At 65.0% G+C, this 24,929-nt stretch carries 26 protein-coding genes and 1 tRNA gene; 11 read left to right on the forward strand and 16 right to left on the reverse strand.

All coding sequences use genetic code 11. The features are described from left to right. Positions 1 to 163: 163 nt before the first annotated feature. Positions 164 to 2,746, reverse strand: a complete 2,583-nt coding sequence (locus Q3C01_RS03890; RefSeq protein ID WP_458143980.1) for an autotransporter family protein — start codon at positions 2,744 to 2,746, stop codon at positions 164 to 166. Positions 2,747 to 3,038: 292 nt separating this feature from the next. After that, entirely contained in the window at positions 3,039 to 3,758 is a 720-nt protein-coding gene (locus Q3C01_RS03895) for a right-handed parallel beta-helix repeat-containing protein (RefSeq protein ID WP_458143982.1), read from the reverse strand. Positions 3,759 to 4,133: 375 nt separating this feature from the next. On the opposite strand from Q3C01_RS03895, the gene Q3C01_RS03900 reads away from it, so the two are divergent. Beyond that, positions 4,134 to 5,090, forward strand: coding sequence for a helix-turn-helix domain-containing protein (locus tag Q3C01_RS03900; protein WP_458144104.1), 957 nt, complete (start codon positions 4,134 to 4,136; stop codon positions 5,088 to 5,090). Between the two features lie 8 nt (positions 5,091 to 5,098). Here Q3C01_RS03900 and Q3C01_RS03905 read toward each other — a convergent pair whose 3' ends face one another. The 7 genes from Q3C01_RS03905 to Q3C01_RS03935 all read right to left on the reverse strand — a co-directional run bounded on the left by Q3C01_RS03905 (position 5,099) and on the right by Q3C01_RS03935 (position 13,725). After that, positions 5,099 to 6,358, reverse strand: a complete 1,260-nt coding sequence (locus Q3C01_RS03905) for an MFS transporter (RefSeq protein ID WP_458143984.1) — start codon at positions 6,356 to 6,358, stop codon at positions 5,099 to 5,101. 65 nt (positions 6,359 to 6,423) lie between these two features. Next, positions 6,424 to 7,392 carry an ABC transporter ATP-binding protein gene (locus tag Q3C01_RS03910; protein ID WP_458143985.1) on the reverse strand — a complete coding sequence of 323 codons (969 nt, stop codon included), beginning with the start codon at positions 7,390 to 7,392 and terminating at the stop codon, positions 6,424 to 6,426. Further along, positions 7,389 to 8,369, reverse strand: a complete 981-nt coding sequence (locus Q3C01_RS03915; protein ID WP_458143987.1) for an ABC transporter ATP-binding protein — start codon at positions 8,367 to 8,369, stop codon at positions 7,389 to 7,391. The genes Q3C01_RS03910 and Q3C01_RS03915 overlap by 4 nt, the downstream gene beginning before the upstream one ends. Then, positions 8,369 to 9,298, reverse strand: a complete 930-nt coding sequence (locus tag Q3C01_RS03920; protein ID WP_458143989.1) for an ABC transporter permease — start codon at positions 9,296 to 9,298, stop codon at positions 8,369 to 8,371. The genes Q3C01_RS03915 and Q3C01_RS03920 overlap by 1 nt, the downstream gene beginning before the upstream one ends. Then, positions 9,264 to 10,223, reverse strand: coding sequence for an ABC transporter permease (locus tag Q3C01_RS03925; protein WP_458143991.1), 960 nt, complete (start codon positions 10,221 to 10,223; stop codon positions 9,264 to 9,266). The genes Q3C01_RS03920 and Q3C01_RS03925 overlap by 35 nt, the downstream gene beginning before the upstream one ends. 29 nt (positions 10,224 to 10,252) lie before the next feature. After that, positions 10,253 to 12,046, reverse strand: a complete 1,794-nt coding sequence (locus tag Q3C01_RS03930) for a peptide ABC transporter substrate-binding protein (protein WP_458143993.1) — start codon at positions 12,044 to 12,046, stop codon at positions 10,253 to 10,255. A 260-nt stretch (positions 12,047 to 12,306) separates the two neighbouring features. After that, complete coding sequence (locus Q3C01_RS03935) at positions 12,307 to 13,725, reverse strand: M20 family metallopeptidase (RefSeq protein ID WP_458143995.1); 1,419 nt, start codon at positions 13,723 to 13,725, stop codon at positions 12,307 to 12,309. 267 nt (positions 13,726 to 13,992) lie between these two features. On the opposite strand from Q3C01_RS03935, the gene Q3C01_RS03940 reads away from it, so the two are divergent. From Q3C01_RS03940 to Q3C01_RS03950, 3 genes are all read left to right on the forward strand, one after another. Further along, positions 13,993 to 14,964, forward strand: coding sequence for a S1C family serine protease (locus Q3C01_RS03940; protein WP_458143997.1), 972 nt, complete (start codon positions 13,993 to 13,995; stop codon positions 14,962 to 14,964). Positions 14,965 to 15,001: 37 nt separating this feature from the next. Next, positions 15,002 to 16,072, forward strand: coding sequence for a phospholipase (locus tag Q3C01_RS03945; RefSeq protein ID WP_458143999.1), 1,071 nt, complete (start codon positions 15,002 to 15,004; stop codon positions 16,070 to 16,072). An 82-nt stretch (positions 16,073 to 16,154) separates the two neighbouring features. Continuing rightward, positions 16,155 to 16,355, forward strand: coding sequence for a hypothetical protein (locus tag Q3C01_RS03950; protein WP_027522122.1), 201 nt, complete (start codon positions 16,155 to 16,157; stop codon positions 16,353 to 16,355). Between the two features lie 76 nt (positions 16,356 to 16,431). Here the strand turns inward: Q3C01_RS03950 and Q3C01_RS03955 are convergent, their stop codons facing one another. From Q3C01_RS03955 to Q3C01_RS03965, 3 genes are all read right to left on the reverse strand, one after another. Next, positions 16,432 to 17,094 (reverse strand): DsbA family protein, encoded by a 663-nt coding sequence (locus Q3C01_RS03955; RefSeq protein ID WP_458144001.1) that lies wholly within the window; start codon positions 17,092 to 17,094, stop codon positions 16,432 to 16,434. A gap of 134 nt (positions 17,095 to 17,228) precedes the next feature. Further along, positions 17,229 to 17,708 (reverse strand): PaaI family thioesterase, encoded by a 480-nt coding sequence (locus tag Q3C01_RS03960; protein WP_458144003.1) that lies wholly within the window; start codon positions 17,706 to 17,708, stop codon positions 17,229 to 17,231. 4 nt (positions 17,709 to 17,712) lie between these two features. Then, entirely contained in the window at positions 17,713 to 18,138 is a 426-nt protein-coding gene (locus tag Q3C01_RS03965) for an acyl-CoA thioesterase (protein ID WP_458144005.1), read from the reverse strand. A 97-nt stretch (positions 18,139 to 18,235) separates the two neighbouring features. On the opposite strand from Q3C01_RS03965, the gene Q3C01_RS03970 reads away from it, so the two are divergent. Further along, positions 18,236 to 18,790, forward strand: a complete 555-nt coding sequence (locus Q3C01_RS03970) for a TetR/AcrR family transcriptional regulator (protein WP_458144007.1) — start codon at positions 18,236 to 18,238, stop codon at positions 18,788 to 18,790. Between the two features lie 42 nt (positions 18,791 to 18,832). On the opposite strand, the gene Q3C01_RS03975 is transcribed toward Q3C01_RS03970, so the two are convergent. Further along, a complete protein-coding gene (locus Q3C01_RS03975; RefSeq protein ID WP_458144008.1) occupies positions 18,833 to 19,327 on the reverse strand; it encodes a hypothetical protein in 495 nt (164 codons plus the stop codon). Positions 19,328 to 19,530: 203 nt separating this feature from the next. Between Q3C01_RS03975 and Q3C01_RS03980 the strand changes: the two genes are divergently transcribed. Together Q3C01_RS03980 and Q3C01_RS03985 are read left to right on the forward strand one after the other, a co-directional pair. Then, positions 19,531 to 19,800 carry a PsiF family protein gene (locus tag Q3C01_RS03980; protein WP_449379342.1) on the forward strand — a complete coding sequence of 90 codons (270 nt, stop codon included), beginning with the start codon at positions 19,531 to 19,533 and terminating at the stop codon, positions 19,798 to 19,800. An 88-nt stretch (positions 19,801 to 19,888) separates the two neighbouring features. Continuing rightward, positions 19,889 to 20,974 carry an AbrB family transcriptional regulator gene (locus tag Q3C01_RS03985; RefSeq protein WP_458144009.1) on the forward strand — a complete coding sequence of 362 codons (1,086 nt, stop codon included), beginning with the start codon at positions 19,889 to 19,891 and terminating at the stop codon, positions 20,972 to 20,974. A 121-nt stretch (positions 20,975 to 21,095) separates the two neighbouring features. Here Q3C01_RS03985 and Q3C01_RS03990 read toward each other — a convergent pair whose 3' ends face one another. Continuing rightward, positions 21,096 to 21,635 (reverse strand): disulfide bond formation protein B, encoded by a 540-nt coding sequence (locus Q3C01_RS03990; RefSeq protein ID WP_458144011.1) that lies wholly within the window; start codon positions 21,633 to 21,635, stop codon positions 21,096 to 21,098. Between the two features lie 154 nt (positions 21,636 to 21,789). Between Q3C01_RS03990 and Q3C01_RS03995 the strand changes: the two genes are divergently transcribed. Both Q3C01_RS03995 and Q3C01_RS04000 read left to right on the forward strand, forming a co-directional pair. Then, positions 21,790 to 21,874, forward strand: a tRNA-Leu gene (locus tag Q3C01_RS03995). A 185-nt stretch (positions 21,875 to 22,059) separates the two neighbouring features. Further along, on the forward strand, positions 22,060 to 22,293 hold the full coding sequence (locus Q3C01_RS04000) for a hypothetical protein (protein WP_458144013.1): 234 nt from the start codon (positions 22,060 to 22,062) through the stop codon (positions 22,291 to 22,293). Positions 22,294 to 22,327: 34 nt separating this feature from the next. Here Q3C01_RS04000 and Q3C01_RS04005 read toward each other — a convergent pair whose 3' ends face one another. Further along, positions 22,328 to 23,254 (reverse strand): helix-turn-helix transcriptional regulator, encoded by a 927-nt coding sequence (locus Q3C01_RS04005; protein ID WP_458144014.1) that lies wholly within the window; start codon positions 23,252 to 23,254, stop codon positions 22,328 to 22,330. Positions 23,255 to 23,599: 345 nt separating this feature from the next. On the opposite strand from Q3C01_RS04005, the gene Q3C01_RS04010 reads away from it, so the two are divergent. Both Q3C01_RS04010 and Q3C01_RS04015 read left to right on the forward strand, forming a co-directional pair. Beyond that, complete coding sequence (locus tag Q3C01_RS04010) at positions 23,600 to 23,842, forward strand: hypothetical protein (protein ID WP_458144016.1); 243 nt, start codon at positions 23,600 to 23,602, stop codon at positions 23,840 to 23,842. Between the two features lie 22 nt (positions 23,843 to 23,864). Then, positions 23,865 to 24,116 (forward strand): GCG_CRPN prefix-to-repeats domain-containing protein, encoded by a 252-nt coding sequence (locus Q3C01_RS04015; protein WP_458144018.1) that lies wholly within the window; start codon positions 23,865 to 23,867, stop codon positions 24,114 to 24,116. Between the two features lie 118 nt (positions 24,117 to 24,234). Here the strand turns inward: Q3C01_RS04015 and Q3C01_RS04020 are convergent, their stop codons facing one another. Then, positions 24,235 to 24,894 (reverse strand): hypothetical protein, encoded by a 660-nt coding sequence (locus Q3C01_RS04020; protein ID WP_458144020.1) that lies wholly within the window; start codon positions 24,892 to 24,894, stop codon positions 24,235 to 24,237. Between the last annotated feature and the right edge of the window lie 35 nt (positions 24,895 to 24,929).

The following is a 24,929-nucleotide window of genomic DNA, read 5'->3' on the forward strand; positions in this document are numbered from 1 at the left end:
TGCAATCGCGTCACAACCTGCGAATGCGCCTTGCCACACCGTTGCTACGTGTGATCCGGATGGCTGGATTCGCTTGTCAATGTCTGTGCTCCGGATGGCCTTTCGTCCGGCCGCGGATCAAGCCGGCTTTTCAATTTTCGCGAAGGGTCAACGAAAAAGCCGCTCACCAAGCGTAGCGAACCACGCCCTTGCCGGCGTAAGAGCGCATCACGTTCGAGAACTCGCCTTCAAACGTCGCCGCCGCCGACCAGCCGTTCAGCCATTTCATTTCGACCGATGCGGTGGTGAGCGCGGAGTCGCGCGCCTGCGCGGCACCGTCGACGACGAAGCTGGCGCCGGGCAGCGCCTGGAAGGTGGCGGCGATCGAACGATCCGGATTGAAGTCGTGCGCCCACGCAACGCGCCCGCGCAGCGTCAAGACGCCATCGGGCATGGCGAAGGATTTGTCGCTGCGCAGGCCGAGCTCACTGCGGGTGTCGGTGACGCTTTTTGACGCGTAGCTCAACGCGAACGTTGGCGAGCCCGAGACAACCTGCTCGGCATAGGCCGGCAGCTCGAACGTCGTGACTTGGGCCGCGCCATAGGGCGTGATGCCGATGCCGCCGATCCACGGCGCGACGAAGCGATAGCCGCCTTCGAGGCGGCCGGACCAGGCATTGGCGTTGAACTCGGCGCGCAGATGGTCGGCGCCGACGATGGTCACCGTGCGATCGGTGGTGATGTCCTGCCAGCCATAGGCCAGCGCGGCGGAGATATAGGCCGGACCGTTGTTGTGGCGGAGATAAGCGCCGGCCTGGAACAGGTCGGAGCGGCCGGAGCCGAGGCCGTTGACGTTGAAGCCAGTGCCGCCGCCGGCCAGCGCGAAGCCGAGAAGCGTGCTCGACGAGAACAGATAGTCGGCGCCCACCGCCGTGCCATAGACGCTGCTCGTCGTATTGTTCGATCCAACCACCGCATTGCCGTCGGTCGATTGCGAGCCGCCAAAGCCCGCAGCCCATACGCTCCAGCGCTGCTCGAACGTCTTCGGCGGCGCCTTGGCGATCATGGCAAACGCGTCGGTGTGCTTGCGTGCGGCGTAGGCACTGACATCGTCCTCGCCTGCAAAACCGGTCGCACCGCTCACAGCGTCCGCGCCACCATTCCGCTGCAGGAAGGGATCGGTGAGCAGGCCCATGAACTGGCCCATCGCATTGAACGTCGTCTGCTGCGCGCCGGTCGCGCTCTTACCGGAGGCCTGGGTCAGTGCACCTGCCGACAGCACACCATAGATCAGCGGAATGCTGCCGTTCGTGTTGAAGTAGTTGGTCAGCGCGTTGCCGACCGCCTGCTGATTGCCGTTCAACCCACCAGGAATAGCGAAGTTCAGGATCAGGTTGAGATAGGCGTTGCTGGCGTCGTAGCTCAGTGTGGTGCGGAAGTTCGTCGGCAAGTTGGTGTTGACGACGGTTGGATCAAAACTGCCGCTGACCCCGCCCGCTGCGGTGAGGATCGTATAGGTCTTGCTGACATAGCTGCCGCTCGCGAACACCGCGTTGACGGTCGCGCCGCCGAGCGTCGCCACACCGGTGACGCTCGCAAAGGACGCCGTCGCCGGATTGAGCTGGACCAGATAGATCGCGCCCGACTGGAAGGCGAGATTGCCAGTTACCGTCATGAAGCTGCCCGGCGTGCCGTTGCCGGGCGCAAACGTGCCACCGCTGTTGACATAGGTGTCGCCGACTGAACCGCTGCCGGTCAGCGTGCCGCCGCTGTTGACGGTGGGATCGCTGAGCGTGCCGATGACATCGAGGATGCCGCCGTTGACCGTCGAACCGCCGGTGTAGGTGTTCGTACCGGTCAGAACCGTCGTGCCGCTCGTCGTGGTCAGGCTCGCGCTGCCGCCGATGCCGTTGAGGACACCGCCGGTCGAGGTGATCGCCGCATTCAGATTGCCGTTCTGGATCGTGCCGCCGGCGAGACTGACAGCCGCCTGCGTCTGCGTCGTACCGCCGAGGTCGAGCGTGCCGCCAGCAACCGTCGTCGTGCCGGTCACAGCACCGAGCGTGCCAGCCCCTGAGAGCTGCAAGGTGCCCGCCGAAATGGTCGTGCCGCCGGAATAGGTATTGGCGCCTGAAAGCACCAGTGTGCCCGGCCCCGCCATCTCGAGAAAACCGGGCGAGGCGCCATCGGAAATCACGCCGGAGATGGTCTGCGTCGTTCCGGACGGCGGCGTGAAGGTCGGATCGCCGGAGATCGTGATGTTGTTCGCGATGGTGTAATTGCCGGTGCTTGCGAACGACAGCGTCGTCCCCTGAGCCATCGCGAGCGTCCCGGTGCCGAGCGCAGAATTGTTGCCGACCACGAGCGTGCCGGCGCTCAGGGTCGTGCCGCCACTATAGGTGTTGGCAGCCGACAGCGTCAGCGTGCCGCCAATGCTCTTGGTGATCGCGACGCTGCCACCCTGATCGGCCACATCGGTCCCGCCGCCCGGATTGGTGCCGCCGGAGCCGATGTAGTCGGCGATGGCATCGGCAATCGACTGGTTGCCTGAGCCGAAGCCGAGCACGGTGCTCGAGCCGCTGGTGCCTTGGAAGAAGATGCCGGAGCCGAACGCCGAGCCGGAGCCGCCACCATTGAAGCCGCTGCCGCCGGATACACTGCCCGCCACCTGGGAGAGATCCCCCTGGACGGTGACCGTTCCGCCGCTCTGCACGAAGATTGCGCCGCCCGCGCCGAGGCCACCGCCGCCACCGGAATTAGAATTCACGCCAATACCACCGTTGCCGGCACCGAAGCCGCCTGCGCCTGCTGTTGCTGTGCTGCCATACGTGAACCCGCCACCGCCGCCCCCAAACCCGCCGGCCCCGCCAGTCTGAACAGCGCTGCTGGACGCCGAGCCGCCGCCGCCTCCATATCCGCCAGCGCCGCCTCTTGCCGATGAACCCGCATTGGCGGCACCGCCACCGCCGCCGAAACCGCCAGCCCCCCCAACAACGCTTCCGGAATCAGAGGCAGCTCCGCCGCCGCCGCTGGCAAATCCGCCGGTACCGCGCGTCACATTAGCGGCTCCGCTGACGACCGTGGCTGTCCCGCCATTTGGGCCGCCGCCATTGAACGAGGCGCTTGGCGCGTCGGAGCCGACGAAAAGGCCTCCACCGCCGCTCGGGACGTTTGCATTGCCCTGTCCGCCCGCCGCCGCCTCCCCCTCCCCCCGGTCCGAGCACCGCGTTGCCACCGTTCGCGTGGGCGTTTGACACCGCGACGTTCGACAGGGTCAATGCCCCGTTGCTGGAGACGAAGACCGCGCCGCCGAGCCCGGCGCCGGCACCGGAGCCCAAGCCGCTTCCCCCCTGCGCCACTGCGTTGGCGATGGATAAATTCTTCAACGTGACCGCGTAGGTCGAGCCGGTTGTGCCGGCATCGCCGATGAAGAAAGGCCGATAGATGCCCGCTCCGCTGATGGTCGGATTGTTGCCGTTGCCGTCAATGGTGACGTTCTTGGTGATGATCGGCAATTCGCTCTGGAGCGTGATGGTGCCACCGACCTGGAACAGGATGGTGTCGCCGCTGGCGGCACTAGTCATGGCGGCACGGAGGCTGCCTGCACCGCTGTCGGCCGTGGTCGTCACCACCAGGGTCGCTGCGCGCGCCTCGCTGGGAAGGCCGATCGTCATCACTGCCGCTGTGACCCCGGCAAGCGCTACGCGCAAACAGGCGACGAGCCGGAAGCTCGCATACCCAATCGGCAGGCAGAACGGCGGGCCTAATCTGGTTGTCATGGAAAGCCTCGGACGCAAATCCAGCCGCACCCGACCAAGAAACAGGCAGCGACAATAAACGAAACTGGAACGGGCTTAGCAGGCAACCCGCGCGGCCGATGTGCCCAGAGTCTCAGCCGCCAATTCCCACCGGTACTGATGCAATCGCATCACAACTTCCGCGCACGCCTTGCCAATTCCACACGATTGCTCGAAGCTGGCCGGGTCATTTAGATACGGCGTTTGGATGTCTGTGCTCCGGATGGTCTTCGTCCGTGCGGCTTGGCTTGGTCGGGGGACGGGATGGACGGAGCGTCAGCGAACGCGGGCACGCGATCGAGCGACGGCACACATGAGGGCTTACGCGGCCCGGAGGCGGTGAAACAGCTTCGCGTCATGCTCGCAGATCTCTGCGACCTGATCCCGCTCACCGCCGAAGCAGATTTCCATTTCACCTCGCGGACAAAAATGATCGGCAATGCCCTGCTGGTGGAGTCGCTGGTCAGCGATCTGGAATATGACCGGACGCCGGCACACATCGCCCGGGGAGGGCTCGATCACTATAACATCGCCCTGTGCGTCGAAGGTGAGATGTGGTTCGGCTCCGGCCGGCGCGAAGTGACGTTGAGGCCCGGCGACATCTGCCTGCTCGACATGGGCCAGCCGAACCGCACGGTGCAACGCGGCGGCGGCGGTCGAACCCGGATCATCGCGATCATTCTGCAACGCGCGATGCTGGTCCCACGCCTTGCGCATCCTGACTCGGCGACGGCGATCTTGCTGCCGTCGGACCACCCCCATGCACGTCTGCTCGGGAAACACTTCGCGGCGCTGATGCTGGCTCCGGCCCCCGAGGCCGGCAGCGCCGAGGCCACGATCGAGGCGATCGCGGAGATCGTCGCGGCGGTTGCCGGCGGCGCGGCCGACATTGCCGAGGGCGTTGAGCGGGCCGAGCGGCATCTTTATCTCACGATGATCAAGCGCCACATCGCCGGCCATCTCACCGACACGCTCACTGCCGGCGAGCTCTGCCGCCAATTCCAGATTTCGCGCGCGAGCCTCTACCGGCTGTTCGAAGCCGACGGGGGCCTGGCGCATTACATCAGGGAGCAGCGGCTCAACCACGCCCTGCGACTCCTGATATCTCCGGCCGCGCAGGACACACGCCTGATCGATCTCGCCGTTGAATTGCACTTCAGCAGCGACTCCACTTTCATCCGGGCCTTCCGCCGAAAGTTCGGCCTGACGCCGGGCGAACTCAGGGAGATGTACGATACGTGGCTGCGCGAGACCGGCGCGGTGCCGGCCGTCGACACGGTGCTGCATCAACTGGCCCGTCGGCGCGCGCCGTAGACGTCTGATCAGGCGAGCTCCACGCCGCGGCGCTCGGGGATCAGCGCGAGCAGCGCCACGATGTCGAGGATGTAGAGCAGCGCGAGCCCGGCGATCGCGGTCGGGAAGCCATAGGCCGCGCTGACGATGCCGACCACCAGTGGACCGAAACCGGCGACCGCGCGACCGACATTGAAGAACACGTTCTGCGCGGTGGCGCGCGCCGCGGTCGGATAGAGCTCGCTCATCAGCGCGCCGTAACCGCCGAGCATACCGTTGACGAAGAAGCCCATCACGGCGCCGCCGACCAGCAGCGCCGTCGCGGCTGTCAGCTGCGAATAGACCACCACCATGATGGCCGCGCCCAGCATGTAGGTCAGGAATGCAGGACGGCGGCCTAAGCGATCGGCAGCGTGGCCGAACAGGAAGATGCCGAGCGCCATGCCGGCGATGGTGACCGATGTCCAGACCGCCGATTGCGTCAGACCATAGCCGAACCGCGTGGAGAGATAGTTAGGCAACCAGATCATGATGCCGTAGTAGCCGAAATTCTGCACCGAGCAGAGGATGATCAGCCCGAGGCTGATTTTGGTCGTCTCTCTATCGGCCACGAGCGCGCGAAGCGAAGAGGCCGCATCCGTCGCTTTCGCCTTGTGCGCCATGAAGACATCGGGCTCGTGAAGTTTCCGCCGGATCACATAGGCGACCAGCGCCGGAAACACGCCGAGTGCGAACATCCCGCGCCAGCCGATGAGGGGCAGCAGGATCGGCGTCACCAGCGCCGCGATGAGCACGCCGAACTGCCAGCCGAGACCGACATAGGATGTGGCCCGCGCGCGTTTCTCAGCGGGCCAGGCCTCCGCCACCAGCGCCATGCCGATGCCGAACTCGCCACCGAGACCAATGCCGGCGATGGCCCGGTAGGTCAGGAGATCCCAGTACCCCTGCGCGAATGCGCAGAGGCCAGTGAAGATCGCAAACAGCACGATGCTCCAGGTCAGGACTCGGACCCGGCCAAGCCGGTCCGACAGCATGCCGAAGACGAAGCCACCGAGCACTGCGCCGACCAGCGTCCCCGTCACCAGCGAGGCAGCCTGGGGTTGCGTGAGATGGAGGTCCTTCGAAATCGCGCTCAGCATGAAGCCGAGGATGAGAAGGTCGAACCCATCCATGGCGTAGCCCAGCGCCGAGCCCCACAGCGCCCGGCGTGCCAGGGCGTCGACATCCCCTGCACGGGATGCGAGCGGTGCTTCGGCTCCAGTGAGACTAACGCCCGGCATCTGGCTCATTGCTCCCCCGCTCCCAGACCGACACCGGCGAGATCGCGTCCCCCATTACGGCCGCACCCTACACCTCAGACCAGATGACACGCCACGGCGTGACCGCTCGCCCCCTCCTTCAGCTCCGGCGCGCTCTCCGAGCAGCGCGGCTGGGCAATCGGGCAGCGGGTGTGGAAGTGGCATCCCTTTGGCGGATTCATCGGGCTCGGCACGTCGCCCTTCAGGCGGATGCGGTTGCGCTTGAGCTTGGGGTCGGGCACCGGCACCGCGGAGAGCAGCGCCTGCGTATAGGGATGCTGCGGATGGCGGTAGAGATCGCTCGCTTTCGCCAGCTCGACGATGCGGCCGAGATACATCACGGCGACGCGGTCGGAGATGTGCTCGACCACCGAGAGGTCGTGCGCGACGAAGAGATAGGTGAGGTTCAGCTCGGCCTGGAGGTCCTCCAAGAGATTGATCACCTGCGCCTGGATCGAGACGTCAAGCGCGGAGACCGGCTCGTCGCAGACGATCAGCTTCGGCTCGACCGCGAGCGCGCGCGCGATGACGATGCGCTGGCGCTGGCCGCCGGAGAATTCATGCGGGTAGCGGCGCATGTGCTCAGCCTTCAGCCCGACCTTCACCAGGAGGCCCGCGACGCGCTCCTCGCGTTCCTTGGCCGATGAGGCAAGGTTATGGATGGTGAAGGCTTCGCCGAGGATCGCGCCGACCGTCATGCGCGGATTGAGCGAGGCGAACGGATCCTGGAACACGAGCTGCATGTTCCGCCGCATCGCGCGCAGATCATTGCCACTGAGCTTGCGCACGTCCTGGCCGTCGAAGGTGACCTCGCCTTCGGTCGGCTCGATCAGGCGCAGCACGCAGCGGCCCGTCGTGGACTTGCCGCAGCCGGATTCACCGACGAGACCGAGTGTCTCGCCGCGATTGAGCGAGAACGACACGCCGTCGACCGCATAGACGCTGGCGACCTGACGCGACAACAGGCCGCCGAGCACGGGAAAATGCTTCTTGAGCCCGGAGACGCGCAGCAAGGGTTCGCTCATGACGCGTCTCCCAGATGACAGGCCATGCGGTGGCCGGGCGCGATTTCGCGCAAGCGCGGCTCCTTCTCGGTGCAGATGCTCATGGCGTGGCGGCAGCGCGGCGCAAAGCGGCAGCCGACCGGTGGGTTGATCAGGATCGGCACCGAACCGCCAATCGCCTCGAGGCGCGTCTTGTGCTCGCTGGCGAGATCGATGCGCGGGATCGAGCGGATCAAGCCTTGCGTATAGGGATGACGGGGATCGCCGAACAGGTCGTCGACGAGCGCCTCCTCGACCACCTTTCCGGCATACATCACGACGACGCGCTGCGCAGTCTCGGCGACGACGCCCATGGCATGGGTGATCAACATCACCGCCATGCCGAAGCGCTCCTTCATGTCCTGGAGCAGGTCGAGGATCTGCGCCTGGATGGTGACGTCGAGCGCTGTGGTGGGCTCATCCGCGATGACGAGCTTGGGCTTGCAGGCGAGCGCCATCGCGATCATCACGCGCTGGCGCATGCCGCCGGAGAACTGATGCGGATAGTGATGCACGCGGCCTTCGGCATTCGGGATCTGCACCAGCTTGAGCATCTCGATGGTGCGCTCGAGCGCCTGCTTCCTGGTCACCGCCTCATGGCGGCGCAGGCTCTCGGCGATCTGCTCGCCGACGGTCAGAACCGGATTGAGCGAGGTCATCGGCTCCTGGAAGATGAAGCCAATCTGCTTGGCTCTGATATCATCGAGCTGCTGGCTCGTCAGCGGCACGAGATCGCGGCCCTCAAAGATGATCTCGCCGGCCGCGATGCGGCCGGGCGGCATCGCGATCAGCTTCAGGATCGACATCGCGGTCACGGTCTTGCCGCAGCCGGATTCGCCGACGACGCAGAGCGTCTCGCCCTTGTTGATCGAGATGTCGACGCCGTCGACGGCCTGCAAAATGCCGTCGTCTGTCGAAAAGTGGGTCTTGAGACCTTTGATTTCGAGCAGCGGCGCCATCAGATCACCCGTCGCGCATCGAGCGCGTCGCGCAGGCCGTCGCCAATGAAGTTGATGGCCACCACGGCGATGAAGATCGCGCCGCCCGGAAACAGCGCCCAGTGCGGGCCGATGTCGAGAAAATCCTTGGCATCATAGAGCAGCCGTCCCCAGGTCGGGGTATCCGGCGGAAAGCCGAGGCCGAGGAAGGACAGCGTCGATTCCGCGATGATCGCGGCCGCAACATCGATGGTGCCGGCGATGATCACGGGACCCACGGCATTGGGCAGGATGTGCCGCACCACCTGCCGCACCGGGCTTGCCCCGAGCGCGCGCGCCGCTTCGACGAACTCCTTCTCGCGGATCGACAGGAACTGCGCGCGCACCAGACGCGCGACAGGCATCCAGCGCAGGCCGCCGATGACAAGCACGATCAGAATGAAGATGCCGCCTTCGGGACCGAACATCGCCTTCAGCCCATCGCGGAAGAGATAGATGAGCAGCAGCAAGAGCGGCAATTGCGGCAGCGACAGGAAGAGGTCGGTGAGCCACATCAAGCCATGTCCGAGCGCACCGCGCGACATGCCCGCGAGCGCGCCGATCAGCGTGCCGACGAACACCGAGACCAGCATCGCGGCAAGGCCCACCGCAAGCGAGATGCGGCCGCCATAGATCATGCGCGCCAGGAGATCCTGGCCGAGATCATCGGTGCCGAAGGGATGGGCGAGCGACGGTCCCTGCATGCCCGCCACGATGTCGATGTCGTTGATCTTGACGTGCCAGAGGAACGGACCGATCAGCACGGCGAGGATCAGCACCAGCAGCAGGAACGTGCTGATCACGGCCATCCGGTGGCGGCGAAAACGCCGCCACGTCTCGCGCCAGGGCGAATAGACGGCCCGCTCGGGAGCCTTCTCAGCGGAGGGAGATGCGAGGGTCAAGCCAGCCATACAGGACGTCCGCGATGAGATTGAAGAGCACAACGAGACACGCGAAGACGAAGGTGACGGCCATCACCACGGGCGTGTCGTTGGCGAGAATGGAGGAGATCAGCAGCGAGCCTATGCCGGGGATACGGAAAATCTGCTCGGTGACGATGGCGCCGCCGAACACGGCCGGCATCTGCAACGCGATGAGCGTCACGACCGGGATCATCGCATTGCGCATCACGTGCTTGACGATCACCTTCGCCTGGCCAAGTCCCTTGGCGCGCGCGGTCGTGACATAGTCAAGCCGGATCACGTCGAGCATGGCCGAGCGCACGAAACGAGTCATGGACGCCGCCTGGAACAGGCCAAGCACGGCTACCGGCATGATCGCCTGCCGGATCATCTCCAGCACCCAGCGGATGCCGGTCGCGTTAATGTCGGTGGAATAGACCAGCGGCAGCCAGTCCAACGTGACCGAGAAGATCAGGATGAACAGAATGCCGGTGAAGAAGGTCGGCAGCGAGAAGCCGACGAAAGCGAGCGTGTTGGCGATCTGGTCGAACAGCGAGTAGGGCTTCGTCGCCGCGTAGACGCCGACGGGGATCGCAACCAGCAACGCGAGGATCTGCGCCGAGCCGATCACATAGAGCGTGGCCGGCAGGCGCTGGAGGATGAGCTGGTCGACGTTCATTCGGCTGACGAAGGAGAAGCCCCAGTCGCCATGCGCCATGGCGGAGAGCCAGTGCAGGTAGCGAAGATAGATCGGATCATCGAGGCCGAACTTCGCCCGAAGTGCGGCAGCGACTTCGGGCGGCACGTTCGGATTGGTCGCCAGCTCCGAGAACGGATCCCCCGGGGCAAGCGCCAGAACCACGAACAGCACCAGCGAGATGCCGAGCAGGCTCGGAATGGCAATCAGCAAGCGACGCAGGACATACTGACTCATAGGAAAAGATCCCGTCTATGCCCTCGCGATCATACCTCCCGGTACCAGTCGAACAGGTTGTCGGTCTCGTTGGCCCAGCCGCTGATGATGCACACCAAATTGTTGGCGGCGGCTTCCACCTTGAGGCGATGCTGCACGGGGATGAAGACGACCTCCTTGATCAGGAGATCATTGGCCTTGATGTAGAGCTCCGCGCGCTTGAGCGGATCCATCTCGGCTTCCGCGGCCGCGATGATCGCGTCGTAGTCCTTGTTGGCCCAGCGCGAGAAATTCGGGCCCTGCCACTTGTTCTCCTTGGTCGCAACGTTGTCCGACGTATAGCGGCGCATGTGCTGCGCCGGATCCGGCTGGCTCATGGGGATCTGAAACATCTCCATGTCGGCATAGAACTTCGGATAGGTGTCGGGATTGCCGACGTCGGAGGAGAAGAACACGGAGGCGACGACCGATTTCAGCTCGACGTCGATGCCGGCCTTCTGGCAGGCTTGCTTGACGATGGCCTGGGTTTTCTGGCGCGGGCCGTTGATCGAGGTCTGGTAGAGGAGCTTCAGCTTCTTGCCGTCCTTCTCGCGGATGCCGTCCGCGCCGGGTTTCCAGCCGGCGTCATCCAGCATCTTCGACGCCTTCTCGATGCTGAACTCCCAGGTGTTGTTCTTGGAGACGAACTTTTCTGGACCGTTGAGGAAGTTGGCCGTGGTGCGGCCGGCGCGGCCGTAGATTGCCTTCTTGACCGCTTCGCGATCGACCAGCAGCGATAGCGCCTTGCGCACCGCGGGATCGGAGAACAGCGGATGCTTGGTCTTCATCGAGGAGCGCTCGCCGTCCACCTCGGTGTTGGGATCGGTCGAGTTCAGCACGATGAACTCGGTGTCGCCACCGACAGCGTAGACCGCCTTGCCCTTGCCGCCCTTCTCGAGCCGCAGCAGCACGTCGTCTTCGACCTGAATGTTGTAGCCAAAATCATATTCGCCGGTCTGGATCACCGCGCGCGCCGCCGAGACGGCATCGCCGCCGCCCTTCATCTCGAGCGTGTCGAAATAGGGACGGTTCGGCATGTGATAGTCGGGATTGAGCTCACCGCGAACGAGATCGCCCGGCTTGAACTCGATGAATTTGTACGGGCCGGTACCGACGGGCGAGAGGTTGTTCGGCGCTTCACGGGATTTGGCGCCCTTGTAGGCTTCAAACAAATGCTTGGGGATGATCGGTCCGACCGCAGCGCCGACGAAGGCGTCGGCCCAGAACGGGGTCGGCTTGGGAAACAGAATACGGACCGTGAGATCGTCGACCTTCTCGACCTTGATGTCGCGATAGACTGCGATGCTCGTTGCTGCCGTGGCAGGATCGCTGGCATATTCCCAGTTGAACACGACGTCGTCGGCAGTGAACGGCTTGCCGTCATGCCATTTGACGCCGGGCTTGAGCTTCCACGTCACCGACTTGCCGTCGGCGGCAAGTCCGCCGTTCTGGATCGATGGGATCTCGGCGGCAAGAACGAGCTTCATATTGCCGTCGGGATCCCAGCAGCCCAGCGGCTCATAAAAAAGGCGCGAGCCATCCTGATCCTTGGTGCCGGTGGCGAAATGCGGGTTGAGCAGGGTCGGGCCCTGCCACCACAGCAGCTTCAGCGCGCCGCCGCCACCACGCTTGGTGGGTTTGTAGGTCGAGGGTGCCTCGGCCATAGCGACGCCGCCGAGCGCGAGAATCTGGTTGGCCAAAGGCGCGGTCAGGCCGACAGCGGCCATGCGCTTGATGAAGGCGCGGCGATCCATCCGGCCGTCCGCCACCTTGTCGATCATTGCACGCAGTTTCTTGTCCAGCATGGTTGTCCCCCGTCTGGTTCCGGTATGGATGCAGGCGGCCGCAAGGGCGGCCGCCCGGTTAGCTGGCGGTAGATGGCACACCGAATGGGGCGCGCGTCAACTGCGACCGTGTGTATGCAAACGGTCTTCTGGCTGTCGCTTGGGCAAAACTCTGTTCCGCCGCTCAACCGTTCGGCAATTCGGCGGCAAAACGCCCGCTAATCAACGCTGCACTGCGAAAAATATGTTCGGCAGATCAGACGAAGTAACGAGACAGAATTCTACACCACGGACATATCCAGCGGTGGCGCAACATGGTCCGGCAGCGGACAGACATAAGGTGTCTTGGCCGTGCGCTTCTTCAGGTCTGCTTTCGCAGCCTTGATCAGCTCCGGCTCCGTGAGCGCCTTGATGCCGAGACCGGCCATCGCCTTGGCGGCCTGAACCATCGCCTTGTGGGCGTGCGGGCTCTTGCCCTGCGCCACCACCTGCCAGGTGTGGAACGGCGTGCCGATTGCAACCGTCGGTGCGTGGACCTGCACCGTCGGCACAACCCAGCTCACGTCACCGACGTCGGTCGAGCCGACCAGCGGATTACGCTTGGCATCGAGCGGCACGAGGAAGTCGGCGAGCGGCCGCTCCGTTTGCTCCATGCCGATCGCGTAATAGACCGAGGAGATGTCCTTGTCGCTCAGCGTGGCGCGAATCTGGCCGGCGAAATTCTTGTCGGCATCGTCGAAATGCGGCGGCCCGAGCTCTTCCATGACCCGGTGCAGCGCCTGCTCCAGCGGCGCATTGGGCAGGATGTTGGAGACTGCGGAAATGATCTTCATCTCTACCTTGGTCTCGGTCATCAGGGCCGCGCCCTGCGCGATCTTGCTCACGCGCTCGACCAGCTCGTTCATGCCGGGCAGATCCCGAGCACGAATGGAGTAGCGCACGCGGGCATGGGCCTGCACCACGTTCGGCGCGATACCGCCGGTATCGAGCAGCGCGTAGTGCACGCGCGCGTCGCTCGGCATGTGCTCGCGCATGTAGTTGACGCCGACATTCATCAATTCGACCGCGTCGAGTGCGGAGCGACCGAGATGGGGCGAAGCCGCCGCATGCGAGGTGCGGCCGGTGAAGATGAAGTCGGCGCGCGTGTTGGCGAGCGACGGCGTCACCGCCACTTCCCAGAAGCTGTGGGGATGCCAGGTGATGGCGATGTCGGCGTCCTCGAAGGCACCGGAGCGCACCATGAAGGCCTTGGCCGCGCCGCCTTCTTCGGCCGGACAGCCATAATAGCGCACGCGGCCAGGCACCTTGTGCTCGGCGAGCCAGTCCTTCACCGCGGTCGCCGCGAGCAGCGCGGCAGAGCCGAGCAGATTGTGACCACAGCCATGGCCATGACCGCCGGTCTCGACCGGACGATGCTCGGCAACACCCGCCTCCTGGCTGAGGCCCGGAAGCGCGTCATATTCACCGAGGAAGGCGATGACCGGGCCGCCCTCGCCCCACTCGCCCATCAGCGCGGTCGGAATGCCTGCGACATTCTCGGTGATGCTGAAACCCTGATGATGCAGCTCGGCCAAGTGCTCGGCGGCGGAGCGCGCCTCGGTGTAGCACACCTCCGGCGTTCCCCAGACCCTGTCGCTCAAGTCGATGAAACGCGCCTTGATCGTGTCAATGCCACGCCAGATATCGCTGCGGTTGTCCATGCTTCGGTCCGTAATCCCTTGGTCAAAACGAGAAGCGGCAATGGTTAGCAGCTTCGCTTCAGCGCGCCTAGCACCAGCCGGGACACCTGCCATGCGACCGAAGCGGCTCGTGAGTTGTGACACCAATTTCATCAATTCGCGTTGGCCGTCTGTTCCAACGGTCTTTCAAGACCGCCCTACGAGGCATACATTAACGGTGCTTCACGCCTTGCTCGTTGCCGCAAATGCTGGAACGCCAGGCCAAGAGACTCTCAAGGAGAGAACTCCATGCCCGCTTTGACCGAATGGAGGGTGCCGCCGGCACATCAACCGCATGCTGGCGACTACGGGTTCGATCTCGACCGCGCGCTCTCCTCCGTCGTCGGCCTGCATTCCATCATTCCGGCGGACGCATTCAGCGCCGAGACGCTCGGCACGGAGCGCGCTGGCAATGGTATCGTGATCGATGACGGCTTGGTGCTGACCATCGGCTACCTCATTACCGAGGCGGAAGCGGTGTGGCTGCATCTTGGCGACGGGCGCGTGATGCAAGGCCATGTGCTGGGTTTCGACCAGGTCACCGGCTTCGGCCTGGTGCAGGCGCTCGGCAAGGTCGACCTCGCACCTGTTCCGCTCGGCTCATCGGCCAAGACCAGGATCGGCGACCGCGTCGTGGTCGGCGGCGCCGGCGGGCGCACGCGGTCGGTCGCGAGCCAGATCGTGGCCAAGCAGGAATTCGCCGGCTACTGGGAATATCTTCTGGACGAAGCGATCTTCACCTATCCCGCCCATCCGAACTGGGGCGGCACGGGGCTGTTCAACGATCGCGGCGAGCTGATTGGGATCGGCTCGCTGCAGCTCGAGCGCGAGCGCGATGGCAAGGCCGAGCACGTCAACATGGTCGTGCCGATCGACCTGCTCACGCCGATCCTGGACGATCTGCGTAAATTCGGCCGTGTCAACAAGCCGGCGCGGCCCTGGCTCGGGCTGTTTTCGACCGAGATCGATCGCCGCGTGGTGATCATCGGCATCTCCTCGAACGGACCTGCGGCACGGGCCGAGCTCAAGACCGGCGACGTCATCCTGGCCGTCGATGGCGAGAAGGTGACGAGCCAGACGGGCTTCTATCGCAAGCTGTGGTCGCTCGGCACGGCGGGCGTCGACGTGCCCCTGACGGTACACCACGAAGGCGTCACCTTCGACGTGACGGTGACCTCGACCGACCGCATGAAGCTGTTGAAGGCACCGAGGCTGCACTGATCGAGGCTGCGCCAAGGCAGGACAGGAACGCGAGCCGATGAGCGAGGCCGTGGTCGACGACATCGTGGCCGTGCTACCGCCATTGCTCGATGCGCTGGACGCGCTCGGCTTCGTCGCGCGGCACCTGCACCCGCCGAACTTCGACTCCGTCATGACCGCGATCGGAACGCCGGATGAGACCTTGCAGGCCGCGCGCTCTGCGCTTGGCGAATGGCCACAGGCCTTTGCCGACATGCGGGAGCTGCTGGATCGAGCCTGCGACGAAGCACTCGCGGCGTTTGCCGGCTTGCGGACGGTTCAAGCCGGCAATGGCGATATCGTCGCCGTCTTCCGCGCGCTGCGACACGCGCCGCGCGCGCTGGAAGCGCTCTATCCGCTCGCCCGAAAGTTTCCGCCGGTGAGCAGCTTCTTTCTCAACGCCGAGATGCGCGCGGACGAAAGTCTCTTGGGCCGGCTGGCCGCGCCCGCCACCGGGCAGACGGGCATCTTCCATCGTAACAACGAGCCTGGCAGCCGCGGTGGCTACTCGCTCTACGTGCCGGAATATTACACGCCCGAGCGGTCATGGCCGCTGGTGATGGCGCTGCATGGCGGTAGCGGCAATGGCCGGGGCTTCCTGTGGAGCTGGCTGCGCGACGCGCGCAGCGCAGGCGCGATTCTGGTGGCGCCGACCGCGACGGGGCCGACCTGGGCGCTCATGGGCGAGGACACCGACACGCCGAATCTTGCGCGCATCCTCGAAACGGTCCGCGGCCTCTGGAATCTCGACCCGTCGCGAATGCTGCTGACCGGCATGAGTGACGGCGGCACGTTCTGCTATGTCAGCGGGCTCGATCAGGCATCACCGTTTACGCATCTTGCGCCGGTGTCGGCAACATTCCATCCGCTGATGGCGGAGATGGCAGACGGCGCTCGCCTGCAAGGCTTGCCGGTCTTCATCACCCACGGCCGGCTCGACTGGATGTTTCCCGTGCAGGTCGCGCGGCAAACGCAGTCAGCCCTGTTTGCCGCTGGCGCAGACGTCACTTATCGCGAGATCGACGATCTCAGCCATTGCTATCCGCGCGAGATCAATGCGGAGCTGTTGCAGTGGCTGAATGACGGGTGAACAGGTCGTCCTTATCCTCGCCGCACTGACCGGGAACTCTTGTCCTGCACTGAACGTTATTGCCGGTCACCGGAGGTTCACTATGAGAGTTTTGTTCGGAATGATCCTGGGCGCGCTGCTGCTTGGCATCGGCGTCTACATTCACGACTCGATGCAGACGTCTGCCAACAGCGAGGTCGCTGCAACCAGTCGCACCATCGTCAACTGGGACGTCGCGAAGGCCGATTGGGACGCGCTGGTGGACCGCGCGCACAAGGACTGGGTGAGAATTTCGTCGAAGTAACGGCTTGCGCTCAGCAAGCCATCGACAAGGCGCCGTCGCGATTCGCGACGGCGCCTTTGTCTTGCTGCGCGGTAACTCAGTTGCTCTTCCCTGCCTTCGCCTTGCGTGCGTCCGCGATCACCTGCTCGAACTCGGCCATGGTGAGCACGCCGGGCACGCGGAATTTGCCGACGATGAAGGACGGCGTGCCGCGAAAGCCGAAGGCCTCGGCCTGATCGCTGTTACGTTTCAGGATCGCGTCGATGTCCTTGGCGCGGCCGGCCAGATCGCGCTTCAGGCGATCCATGTCGACGCCGGCGCCCGCCAGCAGTTCGTTGATGCGCGGCTCGGTCAGGCGCGAATTCACGCCCATCATCGCGTCATGCGCCTGGTCGTACTTGTCCTGGTATTTGGCCGCGAGCGCCGTCCGAGCCGCGGTCACCGAAACCGGTCCAAGGATCGGCCAGTCCTTCAGCACCAGCCGGACCTTGCCGTCGTCCTGGACGATCTGGCGCAGCTCCGGCTCGACGCGGCGGCAATAGGGACATTGATAGTCGGACCATTCGACGATGGTGATGTCGCCGTCGCGGTTGCCGATCACGGGCACGTCGGGATCGCGCAGCACGGCCGCTTCAGTCAGGATCGTATCGTCATCGGCCGTCGCGGCGCAGCCGGGGCGGAGGCCGCCCGCGAGTACCGCAGCGGCTCCAACCAGCGCAAGCGCCTCGCGACGCGTCCGTTTGTCTTCAAGCCCGATCATAAACCCGTTCCAATTCGACCGTTTGGCGCTTCTACGGCCTGAGGCGCAGAAACGTTACGCTACCCAGCATATAGAGTGCCCCGCCGGTATTAACAGCCGAAAAATCCGTATGCGGGCCATCCCGCCCGCTCGGCTCAGGCGGCAGGGCCGGCCTGCACCTGTACGGGCGCCGCGCCGCGGCGGACCAGCGCCATCAGCGTGGCGGTCATGGTCGCAACCAGCGTCGTCGCACCGTCCTGCCGCGCGAAGGCCTTGGCCTCGCAGAAAGTGAGCGTGCGGCCCGGCTTGACCACCTCGGCCCTGAAGACGAAGCCCTCGCCGCGCGCCGGCGCGACCAGGTTCGTCTTGAACTCGACGGTGAGGATGTCGGCCTCGCGCGGCATCAGGGTGAAGGCGGCAACGCCGCAGGCATTGTCAAGGCCAGCGGTGACGATGCCGGCATGCACGAAGCCGTTCTGCTGGGTGAAGCCGGCCGCATAACCCATCGCCAGCTCCGCCTCGCCCGGCGCAAGGCGCACGAGCGAGATGCCGAGCGTGCGCATCGCCGGCTGGCCGTCGAACAGACGGGCTGCGGCCGCGCGAAAATCAGGATTCTTAGGCTCGAAGCTGGCCATCTCGTCACGCCATGACCGGCTCGGAGAGATGTCGCATCGCGGTCTCGCGGATCGCAATTTCGAACGGCGTCGACTTGCGCGCCTCCCGGTTCATGTGCACGGCGGTGATCTCGCAAGTTGCTGATATCTCGCCCGTCTCGACGTTGCTCATCTCGTGCCGGAAGCGGATCGATTTCTCGCGGACCTCGAGGAGGATGCTGCGGATCTCGACGATGTCGCCGGCGAGCAGCTCGCGCTTGTAGGTGATGTTCTGCTGCACCGCAGCCATGCCGCGGCCGGAGGTGCGCAGATAGCTCGGCGTCAGCCCGAGGCGCGCGAACAGATTCCAGTTGGCCTCGTCGAACTTGCCGACATACCACATGATGTTCATGTGGCCGACATGGTCGCATTGCCACGGATAGACCGTACCGCGATAAGTCGCCTCCTGCATCGCCGTTTCTCGCCTTTGATTTTGATACGGTAGCGTATCAGGCCCGTGACGGGTTAGCAATACGGTACCGTATCAAACCTCGATGAGAGATGCATTCATGAGTGATGCCAAAGGCGATGTCTGGGTCGAGGCCGCCTTCGCGGAGCTTGCCCGCACTGGGATCGAAGGCGTGCGGGTCGAGGTAATCGCGAAAAATCTGGGTGTCACCAAGGGCGGCTTTTACCGCCGCTTCGCCGACCGCGCCGCACTGCTTGGCGCGATGCTGGAACGCTGGCGCGAGGGGCGTACGGAAGCGATCGCGCAGCAGACGAGTCTCGACGGACAAAGCGCGCGCGAGCGGCTGAAGGCGGTGATCCAGCTTTATTCCGAACGCGTGAACCCGGCCGCCATGGCGATCGAGCTTGCGATCCGGCAATGGGCGAGATCCGACGAGACCGCGGCGTCAGCGGTGGCAAGCGTCGACGCGGCGCGCCTCAAACATGTCGCGGAGCTCTATCGCGCAACGGGCCTCGGCGCCGATGAGGCCGATGCGCAGGCTTTCCTGTTCTACTGCTTCGTGTTCGGCCAAAGCCTGCTCTTCGTCGAGCGTGGCCCGCGCAAGCGGGCGCAGATGATTGCAAAGTCGGCCGAGAAGCTGCTCGCGACCGACTGAGCGGCCGGAGTGTCGCCCCGGCCGCTCAGATTACTTCAAAGCTTAGGCTGCACCCTTCAGGCGCTTGGTGCATTCGCTGTAATAGCCGCCGCCCTTCTGGATCCACTTCAGTCCGCCATTGGCGTTGGTCGCCTTGTTGGCGTTGTACTGGTCGACGCACGTGTGCATGCGTGCCTTGCCGGCGGTCTCCTTGCTGTATTTCGGATCGACCGCGTTCGGGAAGGTCGCGGGGCCGGTAGCAGCAGGCGCTAGGGCGGGAGTCGCGGGCGGAGCGGCTTCTTTCTTCGCCTGCTTGGGCTCGGCCGGAGCTGCCGGGGCCGCCGGCGCGGCAGCAGCGGGAGCTGCGGCTGCGTCGGCGCCGCACTGCGCCTTCCGGAAATCATTCCATTTCATGCCGCCCAGCGTGCCGTCCTTTTTGGCCGCCTGGTACTTGGCGCTGCATTCCTGTGTGGTCAGCGCCTTCGCCGGCGCGGTCGCGAGCAACGCTGCGACGCTGGAAGCCGCAATTGCGCAGAACAATTTTGCCTGAATGGTCATCCTTCGTCTCCTCCTTAGATCTGCCCCGGGGGAAGCAAATTGGGATCACTATCCTAGCGTGTCGGCAGCGGCCGACAAGGAAGTGATGACTTTCGCAGCCAAAATTTAGTGATCGCGATGCGCCGTCCATTCATGTGGCGTTCAGCAATGCGGGCCGACGTTCTCCGCCCTTGTTCAATTTCGCAAACACAAGAGTGCAACACATGACCCTCGCCTCGCGCATCGCCGTCGTCGCCCTCGCCTCCCTGTTCGCCACCGGCACTGCCTTCGCGCAGACCGCGGCGCCGGCCGCCAAGAGCGATACTGCAGCCACCACGACCGACAAGAAGGCGCCGAAGCAGCACTCGGCCGAATCGCTCGAATGCTCCAAGCAGGCGGATGCCAAGGGTCTGCACGGCAAGGAGCGCAAGAAATTCCGCTCCGAGTGCATGAAGGAAGCAAAGGCCGGCACCGCCGCCCCCGCCGCGAAGTAATTCCGTCACATTCGCCCCTAGAGGCGCGCGCAATGCGGCATGACATGACCGCAATTGTGCGCGCCTTTCCGATTTGCCATAAGGCGGTGTGAAGCAGATCACCGCCTCCCCGCCCTTTGAGCTGCCGTCCCGCGCCAAGATCTTGAGCGCCGTCGAGACGCTCGTCATCGGCGCAGTCGGCGGACTGGTTTTCCTGTTCGCCAATCTGCCGGGCGGACTGATCTCCGGCGCCATGATCGCGGTCGGAATCGCCGCGATCGCCGGCCGCCCGCTCGCGGTACCGCCGATCCTGACGCAGACCGTGCTGGTGCTGCTCGGCATCTCCCTCGGGTCCGTCGTTTCGCGTCACCTGATCCAGCAGGTCAGCGCCTACCCGTTGACGATCGGACTGCTGGCGCTCGCGACGTTCTGCTCGACCTTCGGCTCGAGCTATTACCTGCAACGCATCCATGGCTGGGACCGTACCTCGGCTTTTCTCGCCGGAAGCCCAGGCGCGCTGTCGCAGATCACGATCCTGGCGGTCGAACGCGGCGCCGACCTGCCGGGGATCGCGGTGGTGCAGACCATGCGCGTGATCATCCTCACTGCGGCGCTGCCGATGGTGCTGGCGATCGGAGGCGTCGCGCCTTCGGCGGCACCGTCGTTGACGACCGCGATCGCCTCGCCGTTCGAGCTCCTGATCCTCGTCGTCGCCTCACTCGCGCTATCGCTCCTGCTGCGGCTCGCCAAATTCCCCGCGAGCTGGATGTTCGGTGCGATGATCGCCTCCAGCGTGCTGCACGGAGCGGGATGGGTCGAAGGCGGCCTGCCGAACTGGGTACGCGGCGTGGCGCTGGTCGGCATCGGCGCGCTGATCGGCAGCCGTTTTGCGCGGATGAAGGTTAAGACCCTCGCCGGCCACATCAACGCGGCGCTCGGCTCGTTCGCGATCGCGATTGCGATTTCCGGCATCTTCGTCGCGATCGTCGTGCTGACGACCCATGTGAAATTTTCCGACATCATCGTCGCATTCGCGCCGGGCGCGATGGACGCGATGCTTGCCCTGGCGCTGACGCTACACATCGACCCGATCTTCGTCGGCGCACATCATCTGTCGCGTTTCGTGTTCGTGACCATCGCAACGCCCGGCATCGTGCACCTGTTCGGACGCACGCAGGATGACGTGGATGATTAGGTGTCAATCCTCATCCTGAGGAGCGCGCCCGTGGCGCGCGTCTCGAAGGATGCAGGCCCGGATGCGGCAACGGGGCCTTCATGGTTCGAGACGCTGCGCGAAGGCGCAGCTCCATGTGGGGCTAGCTTCTTGCGGTTTTGACAAATCCCCAGGCAGCGATCGCCGCCATCGCGAGCGAGATCAGCACATTGTAGCCAGCAAGCGAGAGGCCGAGGAAGCGCCACTGCACCTCGTCGCAGCGGACCACCTTCACCGTATCGAGCCGCGACAACAGATCCTTGGCGCTACCGAGATTAACAACAGGGCCGGAGCAATCGGTCGGCCCCTTCCAAAAACCCCACTCGACACCGGCGTGATAGGTGCCGAGGCCGGCATTGGCCAGCGTCGCCAGCGCGAGCACAGCGAGTCCGGCAAGCAGCAGCGGTCGCGGCGCGCCGGCTTTCGCGGCAAGCGCCGTCAGCGCGGCGAGCGGGATCGCCAGGTAATAGGCGTAGCGCTGCTCGAGGCACAGCGGACACGGCAGGATCTCGAGCACCAGCTGGAAGAACCAGGCACCCGCGATCGTCGCCGCCGCAATCAGGGTGACGGCCGCCGAAGCCGTCAGCGCGGGACTGGCGGCAGCCGGGCTGAACGCTGGTATTGCAGCACTTTTCGACGTCACGGCAGCCTCTGAGCGTGTAGGATCGGCCTAGCCTCTAGCCTCCGTCGAAGCCCCTGTCGAGAACGCGCGGGATCACTTTGGCGCGGGTTGACCCCGCCCTTTCCATGGCTATAGTCCGCCGGCTTCGCGACGCCCAGCCACGGGCCGACCGAGGGCCCCTGTGGCGGAACTGGTAGACGCGCTCGACTCAAAATCGAGTTCCGCAAGGAGTGCTGGTTCGATTCCGGCCAGGGGCACCACGCTTCGCCCTTTCGGGCTTCGTGTGGCGCAGCCATGCGAGGCCGAAAGTTCGAAGCGTGTCCGGCGAAGCCTCTTGGCGAAGACGGACCGGCTCGCCGCTCTTCTCGTAGCGAAGCGACTCCCTAGCAATCATCTAGTCCGCCTATATTCTCCTCCCGTGGGTCTCCTCGCAGCGAGCAGTGTGATGGCCAGACGACGCGCGACCGAAGCAGAGCCCGGCGACATCCCCCGCTATTTCGTCTGGGTGCGCGGGCTCGAAGGGCCCGAGCCGCAGAAATGGATGGCGATGGATTTCGGCGTCGATGGCTGGAAGCGGGCGCAGGTGCTCGCCTATCTCGAGCTGCCGGAAGAGGAGCGGCATCTGTCGCTGTCTATGCTCGCAAGGCGCTATCCGCCACCGCGGGGGGACGCATCGTAGGGTGGCAGCTAACCCACCTTACCAGAGCGAACACTCACCTCCCCCTCGCCGCCGTCGGCGTCAGGCCGAAGCGCCGCCGGAAGGAGCGGTTAAAGTAGGAGAGATCGTTGAAGCCGCAAGCGAACGCAACGTCGCTGATGCGCCCCTCGCTACGGGCAAGGAGATCGGCGGCCTTGCGCAGCCGCAGCTCGTTCAGGCGCGCGGTGAAGCTGGCGCCGGCCTCAAAGAGCAGCTCGTTGACATAGCGCTCGGAAAGGCCCGCGGCCGCGGCGAGCTTCTGCGCGGAAAAATCCGGTTCGTGGAAACGCGTTTTCAGGACCGCCAGCGCGGCCTGGAGCCGCACGGCGCGCAGGCCCCGCCGCCTGGCGGCGGACGCGATGTCGGTGCGTGCGCCCAATCCGAGCGCCGCGAGATCCAGCAGATGCCCCGCAATCGCCATGCCGGCCTCGTCAACGGCGGCGGGATGGCGCAGGAGGAGGTCGCTGTAGTCCATCGCGAGCGACAGCGCCCCGCCCGGCGCGAGTTCCTGCCCGACCAATTCATCGACGTCAGCGACCATCGTGCGCAGCGTCGCGACCGGCAGATGCACGTTGATGAAACGCTTGTGGTTCGTGCCGTCGGCGGCGAAAAACGGCTCGTCCAGCTTGAGCAGCACCATCGATCCCGGCCGCAGGGTGATCTCGCGGCCGCGGTGATGCACAGAGGAGGCGGGGTCACCGGTGTTGCGTACGAGGCAGAAGCGGTCGTCCCCAGTCTCGATCACCTGCCGCTTCTCGCGCCGCACGGTGACGAAGCTGCCGTCGCAGCGACCGAGCATCGTGGTGCCGATGTGGATCGAGTTCATGGCGGCGCGAAACGGCACGTCGGATGCCGGGTCGAGCTCACCGGTATTGGAAAAATGCTCGAACAACTCAGCAAAGCGGATGAAGCGCTGCCGCTCGGACAGGCCCTGCGGCAGCATATCGGTCGACAACGCTTTCCGGACGACGGGCATCGGGGAAGGTTTTTGGGGAAAGGATTTTTGAAGAGAGACTTGTGAAGACTGGCTGGCAAGAAACGGAGCGAACTAAAGGGCGCGAACCTGCCGGACGCGGACTGAACGGCCGGTGAATGCGCCCCGTGAGGCTATCAGCACGACGACGTGATTTGAACAGCGCCGATCAGTCCAAACCCGAAATCGTTCGACGCCGGACAGTCCAAGACGGCTTGCTGGCAAGGACCTTATTCAGGCCTCGGATGCGCCGGGCCCGGCGCCTCCCGGCATCCGGGTGGCCGCAGCCTGACGCCCGCTGGAGGAGACAACGACATGCGAACTTCTCTACCCCGCAGCCTCGCGCTCGGCGCGGCGATCGCCGCAAGCCTCGGCATCGGCTACGCAATCGGCGCCCAGCCGCACATGGACGAGAGCGTCACGATCCTGCAACAGGCCCGCGTCGAGCTCGCCAAGGCCGAACCGAACAAAGGCGGCCATCGCGAGAAGGCGCTCGGCCTGATCGACCAGGCGATCGCCGAAGTGCGCGCCGGCATCGCCTTTGCCGCCACGCATTGAGCCGCCGCACGGAGGACAGCACATGTTACGACACACCTTGGCGGCCGCGTTCGCGCTCGCCGCGATCACCAGCTCCGCCCAGGCCGTTCCCCTTGCCCCGGTCGGTGCGCCCACGACGAGCGACATCGTCGCGGTGGCCGGCGGCTGCGGCGCGGGCTGGCATCGCGGCCCGTATGGGGGCTGCCTGAGGAACTATGCCAACCCCGCCGCCCACGCCTGCCCGCGCGGTTATCACATCGGCCCGAATGGCGGTTGCCGCGGGAACGGGAGGTAGGGCGTCTCGGCTCTCCCCGCGCGATCCGCGGGGAGAGCATTATCGCCGTTGAATGTCGCGCTGCCGGCCAGCCCAGGGAGATGAGCCGAGCGGGCGGCTCGTTCGCACGTCGTATGCGCTAATCGTCATCGTCACCGCCGAACGGCCTGATCTGCGGGAAGCCGCGATTCTGCAGATAGCCACGGCGCGGCCCTGAGTCGAATTGTTGGACATCGGCATCTTCGCGAACGCTGCGTGCGACGTCGTCCCAGTCAGTCCGATCGCGCATATCCCGCCCTTCGTAGCGGCGGCGCTCGGCCCAGCGCTGCCGTCGCTCGGCGCGATGCCGCTCCGATGCCGCGCGCTTCACGTCGGCGTCCTTTGCTTTCGCATAGGCATTGTCCGGCGAGACAGGCTGCTCGGTCGAGGCTTGCTGCTCCGCAGGGTTTGCAGGCGTAGCTTGTGTGTTCCCCGGCCGGGATTCATGGCTTGCAGCACGTTGTGTCGACGGCGGCGCGGACGGCTCGGCATTGGCCGTGGCGGTCGGCGCCTCGGCCTGAACGGAGGACGCGACCACGGCGCCGAAGATCTGCGATCCCGTGAGGTATTGCACGCGCTCGGACGGCGCATTGGTCGTTGCCATCGCCCCTTCATGACGCTCCAGCTTGGCCGTGTCGGAGTCGTGCTTGGGCGCGATCGGGTTCATGATGTTGCCGGCGACGATGCCGCCGCCAAGACCGACGGCGATGGCCGCGACGATGGTTCCTCCACCGGCGAAATAGGCTGTCAAAGCGCGCATCGGTCCACTCCCTCTTTCGAGCGAGCAACGCATCG

The sequence above is a fragment of the Bradyrhizobium sp. UFLA05-109 genome, from assembly GCF_054185165.1.